The 18,544-nt window shown below is 63.3% G+C and carries 20 protein-coding genes; 7 read left to right on the plus strand and 13 right to left on the minus strand.

Annotated features, from left to right (window positions below; all coding sequences use genetic code 11):
• Window position 1 precedes the first annotated feature (1 nt).
• The 12 genes from ACFOW6_RS09895 to ccmA all read right to left on the minus strand — a co-directional run bounded on the left by ACFOW6_RS09895 (window position 2) and on the right by ccmA (window position 9,703).
• Window positions 2-691, minus strand: a complete 690-nt coding sequence (locus tag ACFOW6_RS09895; RefSeq protein WP_382422197.1) for an ABC transporter permease — start codon at window positions 689-691, stop codon at window positions 2-4.
• A 70-nt stretch (window positions 692-761) separates the two neighbouring features.
• Complete coding sequence (locus ACFOW6_RS09900; protein WP_382422198.1) at window positions 762-1,559, minus strand: ABC transporter substrate-binding protein; 798 nt, start codon at window positions 1,557-1,559, stop codon at window positions 762-764.
• 62 nt (window positions 1,560-1,621) lie between these two features.
• The gene (locus tag ACFOW6_RS09905) at window positions 1,622-2,401 is read right to left on the minus strand and encodes an ABC transporter ATP-binding protein (protein ID WP_382422199.1); all 780 of its coding nucleotides are present in this window, start codon (window positions 2,399-2,401) and stop codon (window positions 1,622-1,624) included.
• A gap of 150 nt (window positions 2,402-2,551) precedes the next feature.
• Window positions 2,552-3,721, minus strand: coding sequence for a c-type cytochrome biogenesis protein CcmI (ccmI, locus tag ACFOW6_RS09910; protein ID WP_382422200.1), 1,170 nt, complete (start codon window positions 3,719-3,721; stop codon window positions 2,552-2,554).
• Window positions 3,718-4,185, minus strand: a complete 468-nt coding sequence (locus tag ACFOW6_RS09915) for a cytochrome c-type biogenesis protein (RefSeq protein ID WP_382422201.1) — start codon at window positions 4,183-4,185, stop codon at window positions 3,718-3,720. Before ACFOW6_RS09915 ends, ccmI begins: the two co-directional genes overlap by 4 nt.
• Entirely contained in the window at window positions 4,182-4,739 is a 558-nt protein-coding gene (locus ACFOW6_RS09920) for a DsbE family thiol:disulfide interchange protein (RefSeq protein ID WP_382422202.1), read from the minus strand. The genes ACFOW6_RS09915 and ACFOW6_RS09920 overlap by 4 nt, the downstream gene beginning before the upstream one ends.
• 11 nt (window positions 4,740-4,750) lie before the next feature.
• Window positions 4,751-6,742, minus strand: coding sequence for a heme lyase CcmF/NrfE family subunit (locus tag ACFOW6_RS09925; protein ID WP_382422203.1), 1,992 nt, complete (start codon window positions 6,740-6,742; stop codon window positions 4,751-4,753).
• On the minus strand, window positions 6,739-7,206 hold the full coding sequence (gene ccmE / locus ACFOW6_RS09930) for a cytochrome c maturation protein CcmE (RefSeq protein ID WP_382422204.1): 468 nt from the start codon (window positions 7,204-7,206) through the stop codon (window positions 6,739-6,741). Before ccmE ends, ACFOW6_RS09925 begins: the two co-directional genes overlap by 4 nt.
• On the minus strand, window positions 7,206-7,394 hold the full coding sequence (ccmD, locus tag ACFOW6_RS09935) for a heme exporter protein CcmD (RefSeq protein WP_382422205.1): 189 nt from the start codon (window positions 7,392-7,394) through the stop codon (window positions 7,206-7,208). The genes ccmE and ccmD overlap by 1 nt, the downstream gene beginning before the upstream one ends.
• A gap of 5 nt (window positions 7,395-7,399) precedes the next feature.
• The gene (locus ACFOW6_RS09940; RefSeq protein ID WP_382422206.1) at window positions 7,400-8,170 is read right to left on the minus strand and encodes a heme ABC transporter permease; all 771 of its coding nucleotides are present in this window, start codon (window positions 8,168-8,170) and stop codon (window positions 7,400-7,402) included.
• A gap of 178 nt (window positions 8,171-8,348) precedes the next feature.
• The gene (ccmB, locus tag ACFOW6_RS09945) at window positions 8,349-9,014 is read right to left on the minus strand and encodes a heme exporter protein CcmB (protein ID WP_382422207.1); all 666 of its coding nucleotides are present in this window, start codon (window positions 9,012-9,014) and stop codon (window positions 8,349-8,351) included.
• Window positions 9,011-9,703, minus strand: coding sequence for a heme ABC exporter ATP-binding protein CcmA (gene ccmA, locus ACFOW6_RS09950; protein ID WP_382422208.1), 693 nt, complete (start codon window positions 9,701-9,703; stop codon window positions 9,011-9,013). The genes ccmB and ccmA overlap by 4 nt, the downstream gene beginning before the upstream one ends.
• Window positions 9,704-9,971: 268 nt before the next feature.
• Between ccmA and ACFOW6_RS09955 the strand changes: the two genes are divergently transcribed.
• From ACFOW6_RS09955 to ACFOW6_RS09975, 5 genes are all read left to right on the plus strand, one after another.
• Complete coding sequence (locus ACFOW6_RS09955) at window positions 9,972-10,676, plus strand: GntR family transcriptional regulator (protein WP_382422209.1); 705 nt, start codon at window positions 9,972-9,974, stop codon at window positions 10,674-10,676.
• A gap of 26 nt (window positions 10,677-10,702) precedes the next feature.
• Complete coding sequence (locus tag ACFOW6_RS09960) at window positions 10,703-11,293, plus strand: amino acid synthesis family protein (protein WP_382422210.1); 591 nt, start codon at window positions 10,703-10,705, stop codon at window positions 11,291-11,293.
• Window positions 11,294-11,296: 3 nt separating this feature from the next.
• On the plus strand, window positions 11,297-12,094 hold the full coding sequence (locus ACFOW6_RS09965) for an alpha/beta fold hydrolase (RefSeq protein ID WP_382422211.1): 798 nt from the start codon (window positions 11,297-11,299) through the stop codon (window positions 12,092-12,094).
• Window positions 12,095-12,155: 61 nt separating this feature from the next.
• A complete protein-coding gene (locus tag ACFOW6_RS09970; protein WP_382422212.1) occupies window positions 12,156-14,063 on the plus strand; it encodes a TRAP transporter permease in 1,908 nt (635 codons plus the stop codon).
• Entirely contained in the window at window positions 14,060-15,019 is a 960-nt protein-coding gene (locus tag ACFOW6_RS09975; protein ID WP_382422213.1) for a TAXI family TRAP transporter solute-binding subunit, read from the plus strand. Before ACFOW6_RS09970 ends, ACFOW6_RS09975 begins: the two co-directional genes overlap by 4 nt.
• 515 nt (window positions 15,020-15,534) lie before the next feature.
• Here the strand turns inward: ACFOW6_RS09975 and ribA are convergent.
• A complete protein-coding gene (ribA, locus tag ACFOW6_RS09980; RefSeq protein WP_382422214.1) occupies window positions 15,535-16,686 on the minus strand; it encodes a GTP cyclohydrolase II in 1,152 nt (383 codons plus the stop codon).
• Window positions 16,687-16,924: 238 nt separating this feature from the next.
• Here ribA and ACFOW6_RS09985 point away from each other — a divergent pair, with 238 nt between their 5' ends.
• Together ACFOW6_RS09985 and ACFOW6_RS09990 are read left to right on the plus strand one after the other, a co-directional pair.
• On the plus strand, window positions 16,925-17,797 hold the full coding sequence (locus ACFOW6_RS09985; protein ID WP_382422215.1) for an alpha/beta hydrolase: 873 nt from the start codon (window positions 16,925-16,927) through the stop codon (window positions 17,795-17,797).
• Window positions 17,798-17,842: 45 nt separating this feature from the next.
• On the plus strand, window positions 17,843-18,538 hold the full coding sequence (locus tag ACFOW6_RS09990; RefSeq protein ID WP_382422216.1) for a response regulator transcription factor: 696 nt from the start codon (window positions 17,843-17,845) through the stop codon (window positions 18,536-18,538).
• Window positions 18,539-18,544: the final 6 nt, after the last annotated feature.

Here is an 18,544-nt window from a genome sequence, read left to right on the forward strand (position 1 = left end):
CTCAGGCCCTCCGGATTCCGCGGTTGGCCCAGTTCTCCAGGCGCTGCTGGATGAAGACGGAAACCAGCGTGATGCCCAGGTAGAGCAGGGAGGCGATGAAGAAGAAGGTGAAGGGCAGCCGCGTCGCGCCCATGGCGATCGAGGCGGTGCGCATCAACTCCTCGAGCTGGATGATGGAGATGAGGGCGGTTGCCTTGATCAGCACCATCCAGACGTTGCCGAGGCCCGGCAGGGCAAAGCGCCAGACCTGTGGCAGGATGATGCGGCGCAGGACCAGAAGACGGTGCATGCCGCAGGCCTGGGCGGCCTCGATCTGACCCCTGGGAATGGACTGGAAGGCTCCGCGAAAGACCTCTGTCGCAAAGGCGCCATAGATGAAGCCGAGCGTGATCACGCCGGCCAGGAAGGGATTGAAGTCGATCCTGATGTCATAGCCCATGTCCCCGGCAATGTTCTGAATCAGGGTCGGCGTTCCGTAGAAGATCAGCAGGATCAGCAGAAGTTCAGGGATGCCGCGGATGACGGTGGTGTAGACATTCGCCCCACCGCGCAGGACAGGATTGCCGGAAAGCTTGGCGCCGGCCCCGACAATGCCCAGGCAGATGGCGAGCGCCAGCGAGCAGAGACCGACCAGGACGGTCATCTGCAATCCCTCTAGCAGCATCCAGCCGTAGCCCTGCAGGTTCAGCATAAGGTCACTCTCGGAAAGCGAACTCCCGCCCCGACAGGAGGCGCCTGCCGGAGCGGGGTGGACTCACGAGTTAGCGAGAGCCATAGGCGTCGAAGTCGAAGTACTTGTCGTTGATTTCCTTGTAGGTGCTGTTCTCCCGGATCTCGGCGATGGCTTCGTTGAAAGCCTTGCGCAGCTCGTCCTCGCCGGGACGCACCGCGATGCCGACGCCTTCGCCGTGCCATTCCTCTTCACTGTAGTCCGGACCGACAAACTCGTAGTCCTCGCCTTCCTCCTTGTTCAGGAAGCCCTCCAGAAGGACGACGGAATCGGCCATCACCAGATCGACGCGGCCGTTGGTCAGGTCGAGATTGGCCTCTTCCTGGCTGGCATAGAGGCTGAGATCCACGCCCGGGAAGTTGTCCTTCAGGAAGTTCTCGTGGATCGTCGCCCGTTGAACACCCACGGTCATGCCATCGAGTACCTCGGCGGCTTCGTCGATGTCATCGGGGATTTCCAGGTCCATGTCCTTCGGTTTCACGAACTTGGCCGGGGTCTGGTAGTACTTGTCAGTGAAGTCGACGACCTCCTTGCGTTCCTCCGTGATGGACATGGAGGCGATGATGGCGTCGTACTTCTTGGCCAGGAGGCCGGGAATGATCCCGTCCCAGTCCTGGACGACGAATTCACAGTCGAAGTTGGCAGCGTCGCAGAGTGCCTTGGCGATCTCGACGTCGAAACCGGCCAACTCGCCATCGGAATCGATGTAGTTGAACGGGGGATAGGCGCCTTCGGTGCCGATCAGGACCTTCTCCTGGTCCTGGGCCTGGGCACCCAATCCAAACGCCAGTGTTGCCGCCAGGGCAACGGTTCCAAGCAATCCTCTCATGGTATCAAGCTCCCTCTTCAGTGTTGAGTTGCGACCGGGTCCCGTCTTCGGTCTTGTCTGTTTCAGGACCTCAGGTGAGCTGCCAGGAACTTCTGGCAGCGTTCCGAGTGCGGCGCCTCGAAAATGTGCGCCGGGGTTCCGCGTTCCTCGACGCGGCCTTCATGGAGAAAGACCACCTCGCTGGAGACTTCCCGTGCAAACCCCATTTCGTGGGTCACCAGGATCATGGTGCGTCCCTCCTCGGCCAGCTGGCGAATCACCCGCAGGACTTCGCCCACCAGTTCGGGATCCAGCGCCGAGGTCGGTTCGTCGAACAGCATGACCGCGGGATCCATGGCCAGGGCCCGTGCGATGGCGGCGCGCTGCTGCTGACCGCCGGACAAATGCGCGGGATAGATGGAGGCCTTCTCGGCGATGCCGACCTTCTCCAGCAGCGCCATTGCCTGGGCTTCGGCCTCCTTGCGGGGCTTCTTCAGCACATGGACCGGAGCCTCCATGACATTCTGCAGAATCGTCATGTGGGTCCAGAGGTTGAAGGACTGGAACACCATACCCAGGCGGCTGCGGATGCGATCCACTTGTCGCCGATCGGCGGGAATGCTCATCCCGGCCCGGTTGCGCGTCAGTTTCATTTCCTCGTTGCCGAGAAAGATGCGACCGGAATCGGGGACTTCCAGCAGGTTTATGCACCGCAGCAGAGTGCTCTTTCCCGAGCCACTGGCGCCGATCAGCGTGATGACATCACCTTTCTGCGCGCTCAGCGAAACACCCTTCAGGACTTCCAGGTTGCCAAAGGACTTGCGGATATCTTCAACAAGCAGCGCAGAATCGGCTTGCTCCATATTTGTGTTTCCCTGTGAGCCTGCCGCGGCTTGTCTGCCGCAGTCGTTGTCCTGTCAGGTGGCAGCCTCCTGACCGCGCACCTTCTTGTCAGGCTTGCCGAGTCTAGTCGTCACATCCGTGGAATGCCAAGCTGAAATCGCGCAATCGGGCTAGAGGCGCTGCGCCAGCGACTCCAGGGCACGCTCCAGTTCCGGACGCTGCGGCGCATCCGAGGGCAGGCTGTCGATCTGCTCGCGGGCGCGTTCCAGGGCCTCCGTCGCGGCCTTCCGTTCCTCAAGCACCAGGCGTGCCTGGGCCAGGCGCAGCCACCCTTCGGGGTCCCGAGGATTGTCCTGCAAGCGTGCGGCCAGGCCATCGACCATCGAGCGGATATAGGCTTTCTGTTCCTCCGGGTCCATGTCCCGGACATCGGACTGTCCAGAGGGGGCGGGCGCGTCGTTGCCGTTTCGCGCCAGCTCGTCGGGATCGAGCCCCAGCTCCTGTGCTGTGGCGGAGATCTGCTGCATGAGCATCGGCCGCCATCCGGCGCTTTCCGGCGTGTCCTCCGCCAGGGCGATCCAGCGATCCAGCGCGGCGCGCGGGTCACCCCCCTGTTCCAGAGCCAGGGCCTTGTAGAAGCGCGCCCGGGCATCCTGGGGATTCGCCTCGAGGGCGGCGTCAAAGGCTCGTTCGGCCTCGGGGGAGACACGGCCTTGGTTGATCGTGACCAGGGCTTCGCCCAGCGCCGATTGCAGCCCCGGCCGTGGACCCTCGCTGCGGGACAGGGCTTCCCTGTAGGCCTTGGCCGCCTCGTCCCAGCGGCCGAGAACGCCATAGCTGCGGCCCAGCATTTCCCAGCCGCGCAAATCTTCGGGGTTTTCCTCCAGGCGTGCGCGCAATCCCTCCACCATCTCCGCGATGTCGCGCTGCTGCTGGACTTCCTCCCCGCGCTGGGCCAGGGGCTGTCCGGGCAGGCCCGGCTGCCCGAGCCACAGGTACAGGGAAACGCTGCCCAAAGGCAGGATCACCAACAGCGCCAGAGCCGTCAGGCGTGACAGGTGGGAGGAGAGCGCACCGGCCTCCGTGCGGCTTCCGGCCCGGGAATCGGCGGCCAGCAGACGCCGCTCGATCTCGAGCCGTGCAGCCTTGGCCTCCGCGGGGGCCAGAACGCCACGCTCCAGGTCGCGTTCGACCTCGCGCAGCTGGGCGCGGTAGACCTCGACGTCCTCGCCTCCTCCCGTCGGGCTCTCCTGGGTGCTCGATCTCACCAGGGGGCGGACCAGGAAGAGGCCTGCAAGGGCGGTCAGGGTCGCCGCCAGTATCCAGAACAGCCAGCTCACGAACGTGGCTCCTCTTCCGTGAGCTGCCGCAAGCGCCGGCGCTCCTCGTCACTGAGCTGGCTGAGACTGTCCTGTGGGCGGCGCTTCCTCAGGTAGGTTGCCAGGGCGGCCAGCCCGATCGCGAAGACCAGAGCCGGTCCGAACCAGAGCAGCCAGGTGGCCGGCTTCATCGGCGGCCGGAACAGGATGTAGTCGCCGTAGCGCGAGACCAGGTAGTCACGAATCTGCTGCTCGTTCTGTCCCGCAGCCAGGCGTTCGCGGATCAGGATACGAATATCCCGTGCAATGCCGGCGTTGGAGGTTTCGATGGATTCATGCTGACAGACCACGCAGCGAATCTCCTCGGAGAGCTCCTGGGCCCGGGCTTCGAGTTCGGGGTCATCGAGCTTCTCATCGGGCAGCACGGCCAGAGCCGTGGCCGGCAGCACCAGGCAGAACACGACAAGCAGCAGGATCGCCCTCATCGCAGCTCCTCCAGGATCGGCAGGATCAGGTCATCGATCTCGGTCTCATGGATGGGGCCGACATGCCGGTAGCGGATGACACCCTCGTTATCCACGAAGAAGGTCTCGGGGACGCCTGAGATGCCCCACTCCAGGCCCGCGTCGCCTTCCATGTCGGCGCCGATGGCGTCGTAGGGATTGCCCAGCTCGTCCAGCCACGCCAAAGCCTCGTCCGGTTCGTCCTTGTAGTTGATGCCCACCAGGCGGATGTCCTGGTTCCGGCGCAGCTCGGTCAGGATCGGATGCTCGGCCCGGCAGGGCATGCACCAGGAGGCAAAGACGTTCACCAGCGTGATGCCCTGGCCGCTGAGATCCGCGCTGGACAAACCTGTGGCCGCGCTGCTGCCGGGCTCGCTGCCGTCGATGGGGGGCAGGTCGAAATCGGGGACCGGCTCGTCGATCAGGACAGACGGAATCTCCCCTGGGTCGCGATCGGGATCGAGGCCCCAGACGAAGAAGGCCGTGGCGGCGGCGAAGATCAGCAGCGGCAGGACAAAGAGCAGACGACGCAGCATTCCCGTGACTCCTATTCCGCGGCCGCCGGGACGGCCTTGCCCTGGCGTGACGTGCGCCTGGGGGCGCCCACCCGCAGGCGCCGGTCGGCCAGGGAGAGCGCGCCCCCGAACATCATCATGGCAGCGCCCGCCCAGATCCAGGGCACCAGGGGCTCATAGTAGATTCGCGCCGTCCAGTCCTGGCCTTCCTCGGGCGGTTCATTGATGGTGGCGTAGAGATCCCCCAGCCCGTTGGTGCGGATGGCAGCTTCCGTCGTGCTGCGGTCGGTAACGGGGTAGTGGCGGCGCTCGGGCTCCAGCACGCCCAGGGACTGGCCATCGCGGGTGACCTCGAAGACACCCGTGGTGCTGCGATAGTTGGGGCCCTGACGTGCTTCCACATTCTGGAGAGTCAGCGTGAACCCGGCGATCTCGACCTGGTCGCCGGGGCTGACAGCTTCCACGACCTCTTCCTTCCAGGCGCTGGAGCCGATCATGCCGATCATGCAGACGGCCAGGCCGGCATGGGCGAAGGACATGCCGTAGGCTGACCGCGGCAGCTTGCGTGCCCGGGCCCAGCTGTCGGCCAGGGGAATGCGGAACAGGCGGACACGTTCGGCCCATTCGACCACTGTGGCGGCCAGAAGCCAGACGGCGAAGGCCATGGCCAGGATGGCCAGGACCGGTCCCCCGTTCTGCAGGTACCAGACGGCCAGACCGGCGAGGACTGCCAGCAATGCCACGAAGCGCAGACGACCCAGGACGCCGGGCAGGTCGGCCCGCTTCCAGGCCAGGAAGGGTCCCACACCCATGGCGGCCACCAGCGGCAGCATCAGTGGCACGAAGGTGTAGTTGTAGAAGGGCGGGCCGATGGACACGCGCCCCCCGGTCAGGGCCTCGAGGAACAGCGGATAGAGCGTGCCGATCAGCACCGTGGCAGTGGCTGTCGCCAGCAGCAGGTTGTTGAGCAGCAGCGCACCCTCGCGGCTGACCGGGGCAAAGAGACCGCCGGCCTTGAGCGTCGGCGCGCGCCAGGCAAAGAGCGCCAGCGAGCCGCCGGTGGCGATGCCCATGAGAGCCAGGATGTAGCTGCCGCGCTCGGGGTCGACGGCAAAGGCGTGGACCGAGGTCAGCAGGCCCGAGCGGACGATGAAGGTCCCCATCAGGCTGAGGCTGAAGGTCAGGATGGCCAGCAGGATGGTCCAGGCCTTCAGCGTGTCGCGCTTCTCGACGACGATGGCCGAATGCAGCAGGGCCGTGCCCGCCAGCCAGGGCATGAAGGAGACGTTCTCCACCGGATCCCAGAACCACCAGCCGCCCCAGCCCAGCTCGTAGTAGGCCCACCAGCTGCCCAGTGCGATGCCGCCGGTCAGGCTGCACCAGGCGGCCAGCGTCCAGGGCCGCACCCAGCGCGCCCAGGCCGCATCCACGCGGCCTTCCAGCAGAGCGGCCACGGCAAAGGAGAAGGCAACGGAAAAGCCGACATAGCCCAGGTAGAGCAGGGGCGGATGGAAGGCCAATCCAGGGTCCTGGAGCAGTGGATTGAGGTCGTTGCCGTCCAGCGGCGGATTGGGAACGCGCTCGAAGGGATTCGAGGTGAACAGGGAGAAGGACAGGAAGCCCAGCGCGATCCACGCCTGTACCGACAGGACACGCGCCTTCAGGGTTGCGGGCAGGTTGCGGCCGAAGACGGCGACACCGGCCCCGCAGAGCGCCAGCATCAGGACCCAGAGCAGCATGGAGCCTTCGTGATTGCCCCAGACGCCGGTGACCTTGTAGAGCATCGGCTTGGCCGAATGGGAGTTTTCAACCACGTTGGCGAGCGTGAAGTCGCTGACGACGTAGGCATGGGTGAGCGCAGCGAAGGCCAGCGCGATAGCGCCCAGTTGTCCCAGCGCCGCCGGGCGGGCCACCTCCATCCAACGCGCGTCGCCGCGTCTGGCGCCGATGAAGGGAACGATTCCCTGAATGGCGGCGAGCACCAGGGCCAGGATCAGAGCGAAATGGCCGAATTCAGGTATCACCGGCTTTTTGCCTCCGCAGGATCTTCACCCGTTTCGGGTCGCCATTCGCCGGACTCCTTCAGGGCGTCGGCGACCTCGGCGGGCATGTAGTTCTCGTCGTGGCGGGCCAGGATTTCGCGGGCCTGGAAAACTCCGTTGTCGCCCGCCTGTCCCTCGGCCACAACGCCCTGGCCCTCCCGGAAGAGGTCGGGCAGGGCGCCCTGGTAGACCACCGGCAGGCTGTGGGCTCCGTCGGTTACGACGAATTCCACTCTGTCGTCGTCCAGATGCTCCACGCTGCCTTCCTCTACCAGGCCGCCGATGCGTGCGGTGCGCCCTTCGGGCAGGCCCTTCGCCTGGACGTCGCTGGGCGAATAGAAGAAGACAAGGTTGTCCTCGAAGGCCGTGAGGATCAGTGCGGCTGCGGTTGCGACACAGAGGAGTCCGGCGAAGGCAATATAGAGTCGACGACGCTTTCGGGTCATCACGCCGACTCCCTCGTGTTTTCGTCCCTTTCCCGGTCGCGCAGGGCCTGAAGCTGTCGTTCGTGCCGCTGCAGCTCGTGCCGGGACAGGACATAGAGTCCGGCCATGACGATCAGGGCGAGTCCGTAGCTGGGCCAGACGTAGGCCCCATAGCCGCCCATGGAGAGGAAGGAGAGCAGAGCATCCATGTATCTCAGCGTCCCAGCATCAGGCGGCGGTCGAGCGCTTCGGCGCGCTGGGCCACCAGGCCGGCCCGCATACGCAGAAGAACCACCGCGAGGAAAAAGAAGAGAAAGCCCACGGCCATCACCAGCAGCGGCCAGAGCATGGCCTCGTGAATAGCTGGCGTGCCCAGTCGGGTGACGCTGGCCGGCTGGTGCAGTGTGTTCCACCAGTCCACCGAGAACTTGATGATCGGCAGGTTGACCACGCCAGCCAGGGCCAGCACGGCGGCAGCCTTGCGCCCGCGTTCGGCGTTCTCGAACGCGTGGGTCAGCGCTATGTGCCCGAGATAGAGGAACAGCAGGATCAGCACCGAGGTCAGGCGCGCATCCCAGACCCACCAGGTGCCCCACATGGGCTTGCCCCAGAGCGCGCCGGTGGCGAGTGCCAGGAAGGTGAAGGCTGCTCCCACCGGGGCGATGGCCGTGGCCGCGATGCCGCCCAGCGGATGGCGCCAGATCAATAGCGAGGCGCCGGCGGCGGCCAGCAAGGTATAGGCGAACAATGCCATCCAGGCCGCCGGCACGTGGACATACATGATGCGGACAGAGTCCCCCTGCTGGTAGTCGGCCGGGGAAATGCCCAGGGCCCAGACGAGTCCCGCGGCCAGGCACACCACGGCTAGCCCCAGGCACCAGGGGTAGACAAGGGCGGACAAGCGCAGGAAACGGCCGGGATTGGCAAAACGATGCCAGGAGCCGCCGGGCGCTGTCAGCCTGGATGTGGAAGTCGCGCGCGTCACTTTGTTTTCGGTTTCCCGATGCCGCACAGCCCTGCCCAGGCCCATGCCTGCACAAAGGGTCGCATATCGGCGCTTAACATGGCTTTTCAGGGCCCAAAGGTCCAGACTCATCCCGCCTCCGTGCGGCAATCGACCGCTCCTTGCGCGCCTTGCGGCGGCGACCTGCGCGGCAGGCTGTCTATTCCGCCGCCTGGCGCAGGGCCGCAGCGCCCGCAAAGGCGGCCAGCGGCAGGGCCAGTACCAGGACTGCGGCCAGCAGCAGCAGATGAGGACGCGCGGCAAGTCCGGTCAGGACGGCATCCACCGCCCCGGCGCCGAAGATCAGCACGGGGATGTAGAGTGGCAGGACCAGCAGCGGCACCAGCACGCCGGCTCGCCTTGCCCCCAGGGTCAGGGCCGCGCCCAGGGCGCCCAGCGCGCTGAGCGCCAGGGTCCCGAGCAGCAGTGAGCCCAGCAGCACCGGAAGGGCATGGGACGGAACGCCGAAGAAGACCGCCAGCAGGGGGGTGGCCAAGAGCAGCGGCCCGCCGCTGACCATCCAATGCGCCACGATGCGGGCGAGCACAATGCCTTCCAATGGCACGGGGGCCAGCAGCAGGAGGTCCAGCGTGCCGTCTTCATGGTCCGGTGCGAACAGCCGGTCCAGGGAGAGCAGCACGGACAGCAGGGCCATGACCCAGATCAGGCCGGGCCCGAGTCGCAGCAGCAGGTTCGGTTCCGGCCCCACCGCGAAGGGGAAGAGGGCGGCGCCCAGGATGAAGAAGAGGACGGCCAGCAGGACATCTCCGCTCTGGCGCAGGGCCAGGCGCAGGTCGCGCCCCAGAAGAGCAAGCAGCGAGCTCATGTGCCGGCCTCCAGCGCGTCTGGAGAAACAGCATGGTCCCTGAGATCGAGGCGGCGCTCATCCAGCGGCCAGATGTCCTGATGGGTGGCCAGCAGGACGATCCCGCCTTCGCCCCTGTAGTGCTCGATCTCGTTTCTCAGCGCCGTGATGGCGCTCTGGTCGAGGCCGACCAGGGGCTCGTCGAGCAGCCACAGCGGGGTATCGATGAGCTTCAGGCGCGCCAGCGCCAGGCGGCGGGCCTGCCCGGAGGAGAGGATTCGCCCCGAGCGTTCGGCCAGTGAGGCCAGGCCGAAGGCCGCCAGGGCCTCTTCGGCCAGGTGCGCCGGACGCCCGTGAAACCGGGCCCAGAAGGCCAGGTCCTCGCGCAGGGTGAGACTGCCCTTGAGTGCGTTGCGGTGGCCCACATAGCCGAGGGTTGGAGGTTCTTCCTCACCACCGTGCAGGGGGACGCCATCCCACAGAATCTGGCCTGCGGCCGGTGGCAGGAAGCCGGCCAGGATGCGCAGCAGGCTGGACTTGCCGCTGCCGTTGGGGCCGGTCAGCAGCAGCAGTTCACCGCCTTCGACCTTGAACTCCAGTCCACCGAACACCGGCCAGCCGCCACGCAGGCAATCCAGGGCGGTCACCTCGAGCCTGTGCGTCTGACGGGACGTTTCCTGAGAAGGCGGGGCATGCTCGGCTGCGTTCATGGACAAGCGCTATAGCAGAGACGCGCGGCTCTGCCAAAGCAAAGCCCCAGCCCGGAGCGCAACACGAAAGCCTCGCAAGTCACACCCTAAATCACGTGAACTATCTCTCTTGTAGCTGCCATAGCTCATTATCCTTTAGCCATGTGCAAATTATAGGAATTTCGCTCGAGGCTAGCACGGCTCATTCCAGGCGCTTATGTGGGCATATGTTGACGCCCAATTTATTGTCTGACAATATGACAAAATAGGCAACTAGGAAGATTTTCCCATGATCGACCGTAGTGAACTCCACATCGTCCGATCGCATGAAACTTTGCGAACCAAGGTACAGGACAGGATTCGGACCTCCATCCTGGATGGGCTGTTCCGGCCTGGTGACAAGCTGATAGAGCGAGAGCTATGTGAACTCACAGGCGTAAGCCGCCCTCTTCTCCGCGAGGCACTGGTTCACCTGGAAGCACGCGGGCTGATTGAACGAACGCCGAACAAGGGCTTCACTGTCGTCCAGGTTTCTGTTGCCGAGGTGCATGACATCTATGAGCTGCGTGCCTCGCTTGAAGGAGTTGCGGCGCGCCTATGTGCAGAGCGCGCCAGCGCCAAACTGATCGAAGACCTGCTCAGTAGCGTCGACGCTTTGGGCGCTTCTTTTGAGGACGGGAGCCTGAAGGCCATTCGCACTGCCACGACCAGGTTCTACGACCTTGTCTTCGAGGGCTGCGGCAATCGCGAATTGAAACACGCACTCGAAAGCGCTCTCGACCGTGTCTTCTATCTCAGGGCGCACTCAATGTCCCACCCCGGGCGACGCGAAGCCAGCATGCAAGAGATCCGCGCTATAGCCGAAGCCATAGCGCGGCGAGATCCCGCGGAAGCGGAGCGGATCAGTCTTGCCCACGTCGCGGCGGCAAAAACGGCGGTACTACAGCGCATCCGCCCCGCCGAACCAACAGAACCCGCCGAAATTTCTGCCTAACAACTTAACGAAATGGAAGCTACGGGATGTCCTTAGAGGTCCGAAAGTACACTGCCTACTCCGAGGAACTGCACAAGGAGATGGGGCGCCAGGTCGACCAGCCGATTCTCATGGTCGCCGCTGCAGCGATCATTCAGAACCCTTGGGCCGGTCAGGGCTATGTCGATGATCTGCGCCCAACCATCCTGGAGATCGCACCGAAGCTCGGTAATGAGTTGGTTGAGCGACTCCTTGGCACTATCGGACGTGCAGAGGACGTCGAGGCTTATGGCAAGGCGGCGCTCGTCGGGATCAACGGTGAGATCGAGCACGGCTCCGGGATTATTCATACGCTGCGCTTTGGAAACATCTTTCGCGAAGCCGTTGGCGGCACCGCTTTCCTCAACTTCACCAACGCCCGTGGTGGTGCGGGACACCATGTCAGCATCCCCATGGCTCACAAAACCGACGCCGGATTTCGATCCCACTACCTGACCATCGAGTTCACCGTGGCCGATGCGCCAGGCCCGGATGAGATGATCGTTGCCCTCGGCGCTGCGACTGGCGGTCGCGCCTTCCCCCGGATCGGCAACCGATACGAGGACATGAAGGAAATGGGCCTCGAGCCGAATGGGTGATTCATGACGGAACGTGCACCGGACGGGACGACTTACGAGGTAAGTGGCCCCAAGGGAGCTCCGCTCGTCGTGCTGATACACGGACTTGGGCTGAACCGATACCTGTGGCAAAGCCATGAGGCGGCGCTTTCACCCTCCTACCGAGTTCTCCAATACGATCTTATCGGTCACGGTGAGGGGCCACAGCTGCCTGAAACGCTATCGCTGACCACTTTCTCTGAGCAACTGCGCGGCCTATTGGATCATCTTAGCGAAAGCAGTGCAGCCCTGGTCGGTTTCTCGCTCGGCGGCATGATCAATCGCCGTTTCGCGATAGACCATCCGGATCGCGCAAAAGCGTTGGCCATCCTCAACTCTCCCCACGAGCGGGATCCGCAGTCGCAGCATATTGTTGAGGAGCAAGCCAGGCGGGCCCTTGAGGACGGGCCTGGTGCGACAATAGACGGGGCCTTGGAACGCTGGTTCACATCCGATTTCCGGGTGGCCTACCCCGAGGTAGTGGAAAAGGTGCGTGTCTGGGTTCTCGCCAATGACCGCGAGAGCTACGGCCGATGCCGGGAAATCCTGGCAACCGGGGTGAAAGAACTGATCCGTCCCGAGCCGCCGATTTCCAAGCCTACCCTGGTAATGACCGGTGAGAACGATAGCGGCAGCACCCCGGCTATGTCGCGCGCAATCGCCTCGGAAATCCCCGGCGCCGAGACGATCATCGTGCCGGGCCTTCAGCACATGGGCCTTATCGAACAACCGAATCACTTCACCGAACCGCTTCAAGAATTCCTGGACAGGACGTTGAATTGAACGACTCCGTGAAATCGACCGTGATCCTGATGCCCGGCGCTGGGAACGCCGGCCTGAGCCAATGACCCGCGTCGCGCCGCCCGTTTTCCTGCAATCGGTTCTGCGCTGGGTCGGGCTCGCGCTTTTCGCCTATATGGCCTATGCGACGCTCTATGGCCCGTACCGCACGACCGTCGTTCACCTTGCAATCTATGCCGCCGCAACACTTTTTATAGCATTCCTGGGACGCGAGCGGCACGAGGCCCGCGGAATTCGGCTGGCCCAATGGAGCCTCGATGTTCTGGCAGCACTCGCGGCCCTGGGCAGCATGCTCTATCTGATTGTGGAGTTCGAGCGGCTCCTGAACCTTTGGGGCTCCAGCTATCTGACAACGGCCGATGTCTGGGTTGGTCTGACCATGGTCGCGGTCGCCCTCGAAGCCGCACGGCGGCAATCCTCCGTGCTTGCGCTCCTGGGCGTCGTCGGTGTGCTTTATATGCTTTATGGCAACCATCTGCCGGGCGTTTTCGCGCACGGCGGGATGGAGATTACACGATTTACCTACCTCGTCTCCTATACGACCGAAGGGTTGTTCGGGACCGGCCTGCAGGTGGCGGCCGGCTACCTCTTCATGTTCATGATGTTTGGCGCCACGCTACAGGCGACAAAAACCGGTGATTTCATCATCAACATGGCGAACGCGGGTCTGGGCCGGCAAACCGGCGGGGCCGCCAAGGGCGCAATGGCCGGCAGCGCGGGCCTCGGTACGATGGTCGGCAGCTCGATCGGCAACGTTGTCTCCACCGGTTCCTTCACGATTCCCCTGATGATCCGCACCGGGTTCCGGAGGCACGTAGCAGCTGCGGTGGAAACGAACACCTCCGAAGGCGCTCAGCTTGTACCTCCCATCATGGGCGCAGCGGCCTTCATCATGGCGCAACTCACGGGTATTCCGTATGCCACGATCGCGATTGCGGCCATTCTGCCCGCGGCGCTCTACTACCTCTCGCTCTTTTGGGTCATTCATATCGAGGCTCTGCGCGAGGGGCTTCACGGCCTACCCGAGAACGAAATTCCCTCCGCGCGCGAGGCGATGCGTGATGGCTGGCATCTCTTGGTGGCGCCGATCCTGCTGTTCTACCTCTTGATCGTCGAATCCTTCACGCCGGCCTACGCCAGCCTGATCGCGATCGCGGTCGCGCTTGTGGCAGGCTTCTCCCGCGCCATAACACGAATTTCGGTGAGGGAGCTTCTGGGCCATCTGGATGGCGGCGTTAAGCAGGCCGCCGGGATCACAGCGCTCATCATTTCGATCGGCCTCCTTCAGGCCGCCATCGTTGCAACTGGACTGGGGCCACGCCTGACCGAGATTATCCTGTCCGTCAGTGATGGTTCGCTCATCGTCACGGCGTTGCTCTCCGTTGTGGCAGCGACACTGCTCGGCATGGGCATGCCGACCCCGATTGCCTATTTGCTGCTTGCCATGTTCGCCGCCCCGGCCCTGATCGCTTCGGGCGCTCCGAAACTGGGAGCGCATCTGTTCCTGTTCTACTTCGCCATCAAGTCCGGTTCGACGCCGCCGGTTGCCTTGGTGGCGGTTGTGGCAGCTGGGATTGCCAAGGCCAACTGGTGGAGGACCTCGGTCACCGCCTTCATGCATTCGCTGCCCGGCTTCATCGTTGCGTTCATGTTCCTCTATTCCGATGCGCTCCTCTTGCAAGGCAGCTGGAGTGTCATTGCGCTCGCAACGATATCTGCCGGCGTTGGGGTCTTCGCAATGGCGGCTGGTGTTCAGGGCTGGTGCGGTGACTGGGTCACCTGGCCGGAACGGGCAGTCCTGGCGGCCGCCGCGATCTCGTTGATCAACCCAGGCAGTCTGACCGACGTAGGCGGGCTGCTCGTGGTGGGGGCCATTTTGGCCTTCCGCCTGATGCGCAAGGGCAGGACCCCTGCGCGCAAACCAAGACCGAAGGAGGAAACGGAAACATGATCGGGAAAACACTATTGACAGCAACCGCCGCACTGCTGGCGCTGACGAGCAGTGCGATGGCTCAAGAGCAGGTATCGATTGGAACCAGCAGTTCCGGCTCAGGACCCTACGTGAATGGGTCGTTGATGGCCGATACGATCAGCCAGGCACAGGATGACTATAAGTTCTCTGTGCAAACCACCGGTGGCTACAAGGACAACCTGGGCCTTGTGCTCTCCGACAAGGTGGAGCTGGCACTCAATTCACTGATCAATCTCGAGTTCGCCTACAACCAGCGTGGCGAGTTCGGTGAAGTCGAAATGAAGGACGACTTCAAGGATCTACGCTACGTTTTCACGTTCGGCGTGGTGCCCCACAACATTTTCGTGCGCGAGGATAGTGGGATTAAGTCTCTCCAAGACATCAAGGGCCACGCGTTCAACATCAACGTGCCGGCCAGTTTCACGCATGGACTGAACCTGGAGCTGCTGGAGGCAGCGGATATCTCCCTCGATGACTTCGAAGAAGGCAATGTCTCGACAGGTCAGGTGTTCGATGAAGTCCAGAACGATGTCTTTGCGGGAGGAAGCCATATCTATCAGCTCGGCCTCGGCAACGCCCAGAGGCTGTCGTCCACCACACCGGTTCGCTATCTTGACGTTCCAGAGAAAGTCCTCGACAGGATGAACGAGAACTATCACGGGCTGCTGGTGCCCTTCGAAATTCCGGCCAACACCTACAAGGGTCAGGACGAGGCCGTGCAAACCTTCGGCGTGGCGCAGGTCATCTTCACCGACAAGGATGCGGACGAGGAGATGATCTACCAGTTCACCAAGAACTTCTGGGAGAACCTGGATTCACTCGAGGAAGCCAACAGCAGCTTCAGAGGCATGACACCGGAACTCGGTGCAAAGATGTATGGCATGGAGATGCATCCTGGCGCCAAGCGGTACTTCGAGGAAGCCGGCGTACTCTAACGCCACCATTCCGTTTAGCATCATCTGTCCCGATCGGGACAGATGATGTTGGCGTGAGATCACGGGACGGTGGACATGAGGTTTGCATCCCCGTTTCTCACTCCATAGCCGCACAAGCTGATTATCGTCAGCATCGCGCGATAGCTGATCACATCGCAACGCAATCCCCGAATCCGGAAAACCGTGGTGCTATAACCCCTATGCATAAACACAGTTGCTAGCATGTCCTATGACGACTCCTCGGTTAGCTATTTTTCCGTGTTGGTGAACCGAAAAACTATACAAAACCAGCCGTCGTCACCTAACACTCCACGCTGTTCCGCGATGAACCAAAAAAAAGCGGCCACCGGGGGTCGGTCCGGTGGCCGCGGTTCCAGTCTACGCTTGGGGGCATTTGAGGAGGCCGACTGGAAAACCTCTGACAGAGAGGGGAAGTCTCCGTGTAAGTCTGAAAGTGGGCGGCGAATGTGTTTTCGAAAGGCCTCAAATAAGGCGTAAATGTGATTTCCGCCCGTCTAGACCTCGAACATGTGGCCGAAGCGCCGGGCCTTGGTATCCAGGTAGGCCTCGTTGTGGCCGTTCGAGGGAAAGCTGTGGGCCACGCGATCCTCGACCGAGATGCCGTGGCGGGCCAGGTCGGTCACTTTCTCGGGGTTGTTGGTCAGCAGGCGGATGCGCGTATACCCCAGGTGCCGCAGCATTTCGGCCGCTGGCTCGTAGATGCGCTCGTCGGCGTCGAAGCCCAGCGCCTCGTTGGCCTCCAGCGTGTCGGCGCCCTGATCCTGCAGGCGATAGGCGCGCAGCTTGTTGACCAGGCCGATGCCGCGTCCTTCCTGGGCAAGGTAGAGCAGGATCCCCGCGCCTTCCGCCGTCATGGCCTCGATGGCGCCGCGCAGCTGATCGCCGCAGTCGCAGCGCAACGATCGCAGCAGGTCGCCGGTAAAGCATTCGGAATGCAGTCGGGTCAGAACCGGGGTATCCGCCCGCGGGCTGCCGACAATGATGGCCAGGTGTTCGCGGCCGCCATCGGCCGGGCGGAAGGCCACGATCCGGGTGCTCTCGGCCCCCAGCAGCGGCACCTCCGCGGCGGCCACCTGCTTCAGCAGAAGCGCCGCGCGGCTGCGGTAGTGCTGGATATGGGCGGCAGATACGGCCAGTGCCCCCTCGGGCTGCCGGTCCACCGGCAGCAGAAGCACGGACGGCAGGAGTCGCGCGAGCCGGGTGAGATCGAGGGCGGCTGCTGCGGTCGTGGGCGGCACCTGCTGCAGTCGTTCCGCAAGATTCTTGGGGATCTGGATCGCCGGGGTCTTCGCCGTGGTGGTCGGATTCGCCAACTGGACGAGTTCATCCAGGGTCAGGCCGCTTGTTTCCAGCGCCAGAGGGCTGCCGGCCCCGTTGCCCAGGCCAAGCGCTTCCGCACGCCGCGGGGTGATCAGCAGGCTGGGCGCCAGTCCCGGGGCATGCTGGCGCAACGCCGCGAACGCCTCGTGGTCGGCATTCTCCGTGGAGAGGATCAGGTGCCCCGGACCCTGTCCCTCCTCGTCCTCGCCGAGAAATACGAAACAGGCCCGGCGCAACTCGCCAACAGCCCGTTCCACCGCAATCCGGCTGGCCGGATCAAGCGTTTCCGGACTGGGCGCAGAGCTATCGCCTGAGACGTCTTTCATGGAATCAAACTTTCCGCTGCTCACTTGCCCTCTCGAATGGTAGAGGGCCGTGTCTCCAGAATTCAAGCGTCATACGACGCCAGGGGCTTGTTGGATTAACGGTTCGTCCTGTTTTGTCCATACGAACAAGACTATTAATTGGTTCACGTGCAATGATATCTCAAGCACAGGGCAGGATTGATTTGCCGGCGTGCCTGCATCAAGAATGCATCCGCAAAAGGAAAGGAACCATCTCGCCATGAATGATGTTGTCTGGCGCGGCTGGGACAGGGCGGAACTGGACCGCCAACTGAACCAGCGCGAGCATACACCCGAACACAGCGAGTATTTCAGTCGCTGGGCGGCTGAAAGCGCCGTGCTGCGTGACGAGCTGCCGGTGCGCACGAACCTGGCCTATGGCGAGGGTCCGCTGCAGACGCTGGATTACGTTCCGTCCCAGCAGCCAGACGCACCGCTGATTGTCTTCATTCACGGCGGTTACTGGCAATCCCTGGACAAGGGCGATTTCACCTTTCCGGCGCCGGTTTTCCGCGAGGCCGGCTTTGCCTATGCGTCGGTCAACTACGACATGGCGCCCCAGGTGCGGATTCCCGACATGGTGTGCCAGGTGCGCGACGCGCTCGCCTGGCTTCACAGGAACGCCGAAGATCTGGGGTTCGATGAGGAACGCATGGTCGTGACCGGTCATTCGGCCGGCGGACATCTTGCCGTCATGGCACTCCTGACCGATTGGCAGAAGGGCTATGGCCTGCCGCAGAACCTTCTCTATGGGGCGGCCTCGATTTCGGGCATATACGATCTGGAGCCGCTGCGGAAGAGCTACCAGCAGCCGATTCTGCAACTGGACGAGGAGGCCGTGCAGAGTTCGAGTCCGCTGCGCAATATCCCGGCCGCCGCAACTCGCAGACTGCCGCGGCTCTTTCTGGCTGTGGGGCGTGAGGAAACCGAGGAATTCCAGCATCAGCAACGCGATTTCCTGCAGGCCTGGAAGGAGGCAGGCCAGAAGTCCGAAAGCCTCGAATTGCCGGGGCGCAACCACTTCAGCATCGTCGACTCCCTGGCGGACAGCCGGCATGCTGTCTTCAGGGCCATCTGCCGATTGGCGGACTGACAAGAAACGAGCCAGGCACCTGAGCCGGGAAGGCAATAGAACGAGATGCGCGCCGCTGCTCCACGCAAGATCCTGCTGGTCGATGATGACGCGGAACTGCGCGCCACGCTGTGCGACCAGTTGCGCCTGCACGAGGAGTTCATCACCCACGAAGCCGAAAACGGAGAGCAGGCCCTGCGGCTGGGGCGGGCCGAATATTTCGATGCGCTGTTGCTGGACGTCGGCCTGCCGGACATGGACGGGCGCGATCTCTGCCGGTTGCTGCGCCGGGGTGGCGTGAAGGCCCCGATCATCATGCTGACGGCCATGGACAGCGATGCCGACGCCATTCTGGGGCTGGATTCCGGCGCCAACGACTATGTGACGAAACCCTTCCGGTTGGCTGTTCTGCTGGCCCGCCTGCGTGCCCAATTGCGCCAGCATGACCACAGCGAGAACGCGGTGCTTTCCATCGGACCTTACAGTTTCCACCCGGTCTCCAAGACCCTGGTGGACAACGACAGCGGCCGGAAGATCCGTCTGACGGAAAAGGAGACCCAGATCCTGCGCTATCTGTTCCGCGCCGGCGAGCGTCCGGTGCCACGCGATACGCTGTTGGACGAGGTCTGGGGCTACAATGCCGGGGTGACGACGCACACGCTGGAAACCCACATCTATCGCCTGCGCCAGAAAATCGAGCAGGATCCCTCGGACGCCAAGATCCTGACCACCGAAGCGGGGGGCTATCGCCTGCTGCCCTAGAGGCCG

Source organism: Fodinicurvata halophila, assembly GCF_042651425.1.
Lineage (GTDB): Bacteria > Pseudomonadota > Alphaproteobacteria > Kiloniellales > DSM-21159 > Fodinicurvata > Fodinicurvata halophila.

Bases quoted from the DNA above. Each gene is read 5' to 3' on its own strand.
- ACFOW6_RS09895 (WP_382422197.1), bottom strand. From the start codon at position 691: ATGCTGAACCTGCAGGGCTACGGCTGGATGCTGCTAGAGGGATTGCAG.
- ACFOW6_RS09900 (WP_382422198.1), bottom strand. From the start codon at position 1,559: ATGAGAGGATTGCTTGGAACCGTTGCCCTGGCGGCAACACTGGCGTTT.
- ACFOW6_RS09905 (WP_382422199.1), bottom strand. From the start codon at position 2,401: ATGGAGCAAGCCGATTCTGCGCTGCTTGTTGAAGATATCCGCAAGTCC.
- ACFOW6_RS09915 (WP_382422201.1), bottom strand. From the start codon at position 4,185: ATGAGGGCGATCCTGCTGCTTGTCGTGTTCTGCCTGGTGCTGCCGGCC.
- ACFOW6_RS09920 (WP_382422202.1), bottom strand. From the start codon at position 4,739: ATGCTGCGTCGTCTGCTCTTTGTCCTGCCGCTGCTGATCTTCGCCGCC.
- ccmE (WP_382422204.1), bottom strand. From the start codon at position 7,206: ATGACCCGAAAGCGTCGTCGACTCTATATTGCCTTCGCCGGACTCCTC.
- ccmD (WP_382422205.1), bottom strand. From the start codon at position 7,394: ATGGATGCTCTGCTCTCCTTCCTCTCCATGGGCGGCTATGGGGCCTAC.
- ccmB (WP_382422207.1), bottom strand. From the start codon at position 9,014: ATGAGCTCGCTGCTTGCTCTTCTGGGGCGCGACCTGCGCCTGGCCCTG.
- ccmA (WP_382422208.1), bottom strand. From the start codon at position 9,703: ATGAACGCAGCCGAGCATGCCCCGCCTTCTCAGGAAACGTCCCGTCAG.
- ACFOW6_RS09955 (WP_382422209.1), top strand. From the start codon at position 9,972: ATGATCGACCGTAGTGAACTCCACATCGTCCGATCGCATGAAACTTTG.
- ACFOW6_RS09960 (WP_382422210.1), top strand. From the start codon at position 10,703: ATGTCCTTAGAGGTCCGAAAGTACACTGCCTACTCCGAGGAACTGCAC.
- ACFOW6_RS09965 (WP_382422211.1), top strand. From the start codon at position 11,297: ATGACGGAACGTGCACCGGACGGGACGACTTACGAGGTAAGTGGCCCC.
- ACFOW6_RS09970 (WP_382422212.1), top strand. From the start codon at position 12,156: ATGACCCGCGTCGCGCCGCCCGTTTTCCTGCAATCGGTTCTGCGCTGG.
- ACFOW6_RS09975 (WP_382422213.1), top strand. From the start codon at position 14,060: ATGATCGGGAAAACACTATTGACAGCAACCGCCGCACTGCTGGCGCTG.
- ribA (WP_382422214.1), bottom strand. From the start codon at position 16,686: ATGAAAGACGTCTCAGGCGATAGCTCTGCGCCCAGTCCGGAAACGCTT.
- ACFOW6_RS09985 (WP_382422215.1), top strand. From the start codon at position 16,925: ATGAATGATGTTGTCTGGCGCGGCTGGGACAGGGCGGAACTGGACCGC.
- ACFOW6_RS09990 (WP_382422216.1), top strand. From the start codon at position 17,843: ATGCGCGCCGCTGCTCCACGCAAGATCCTGCTGGTCGATGATGACGCG.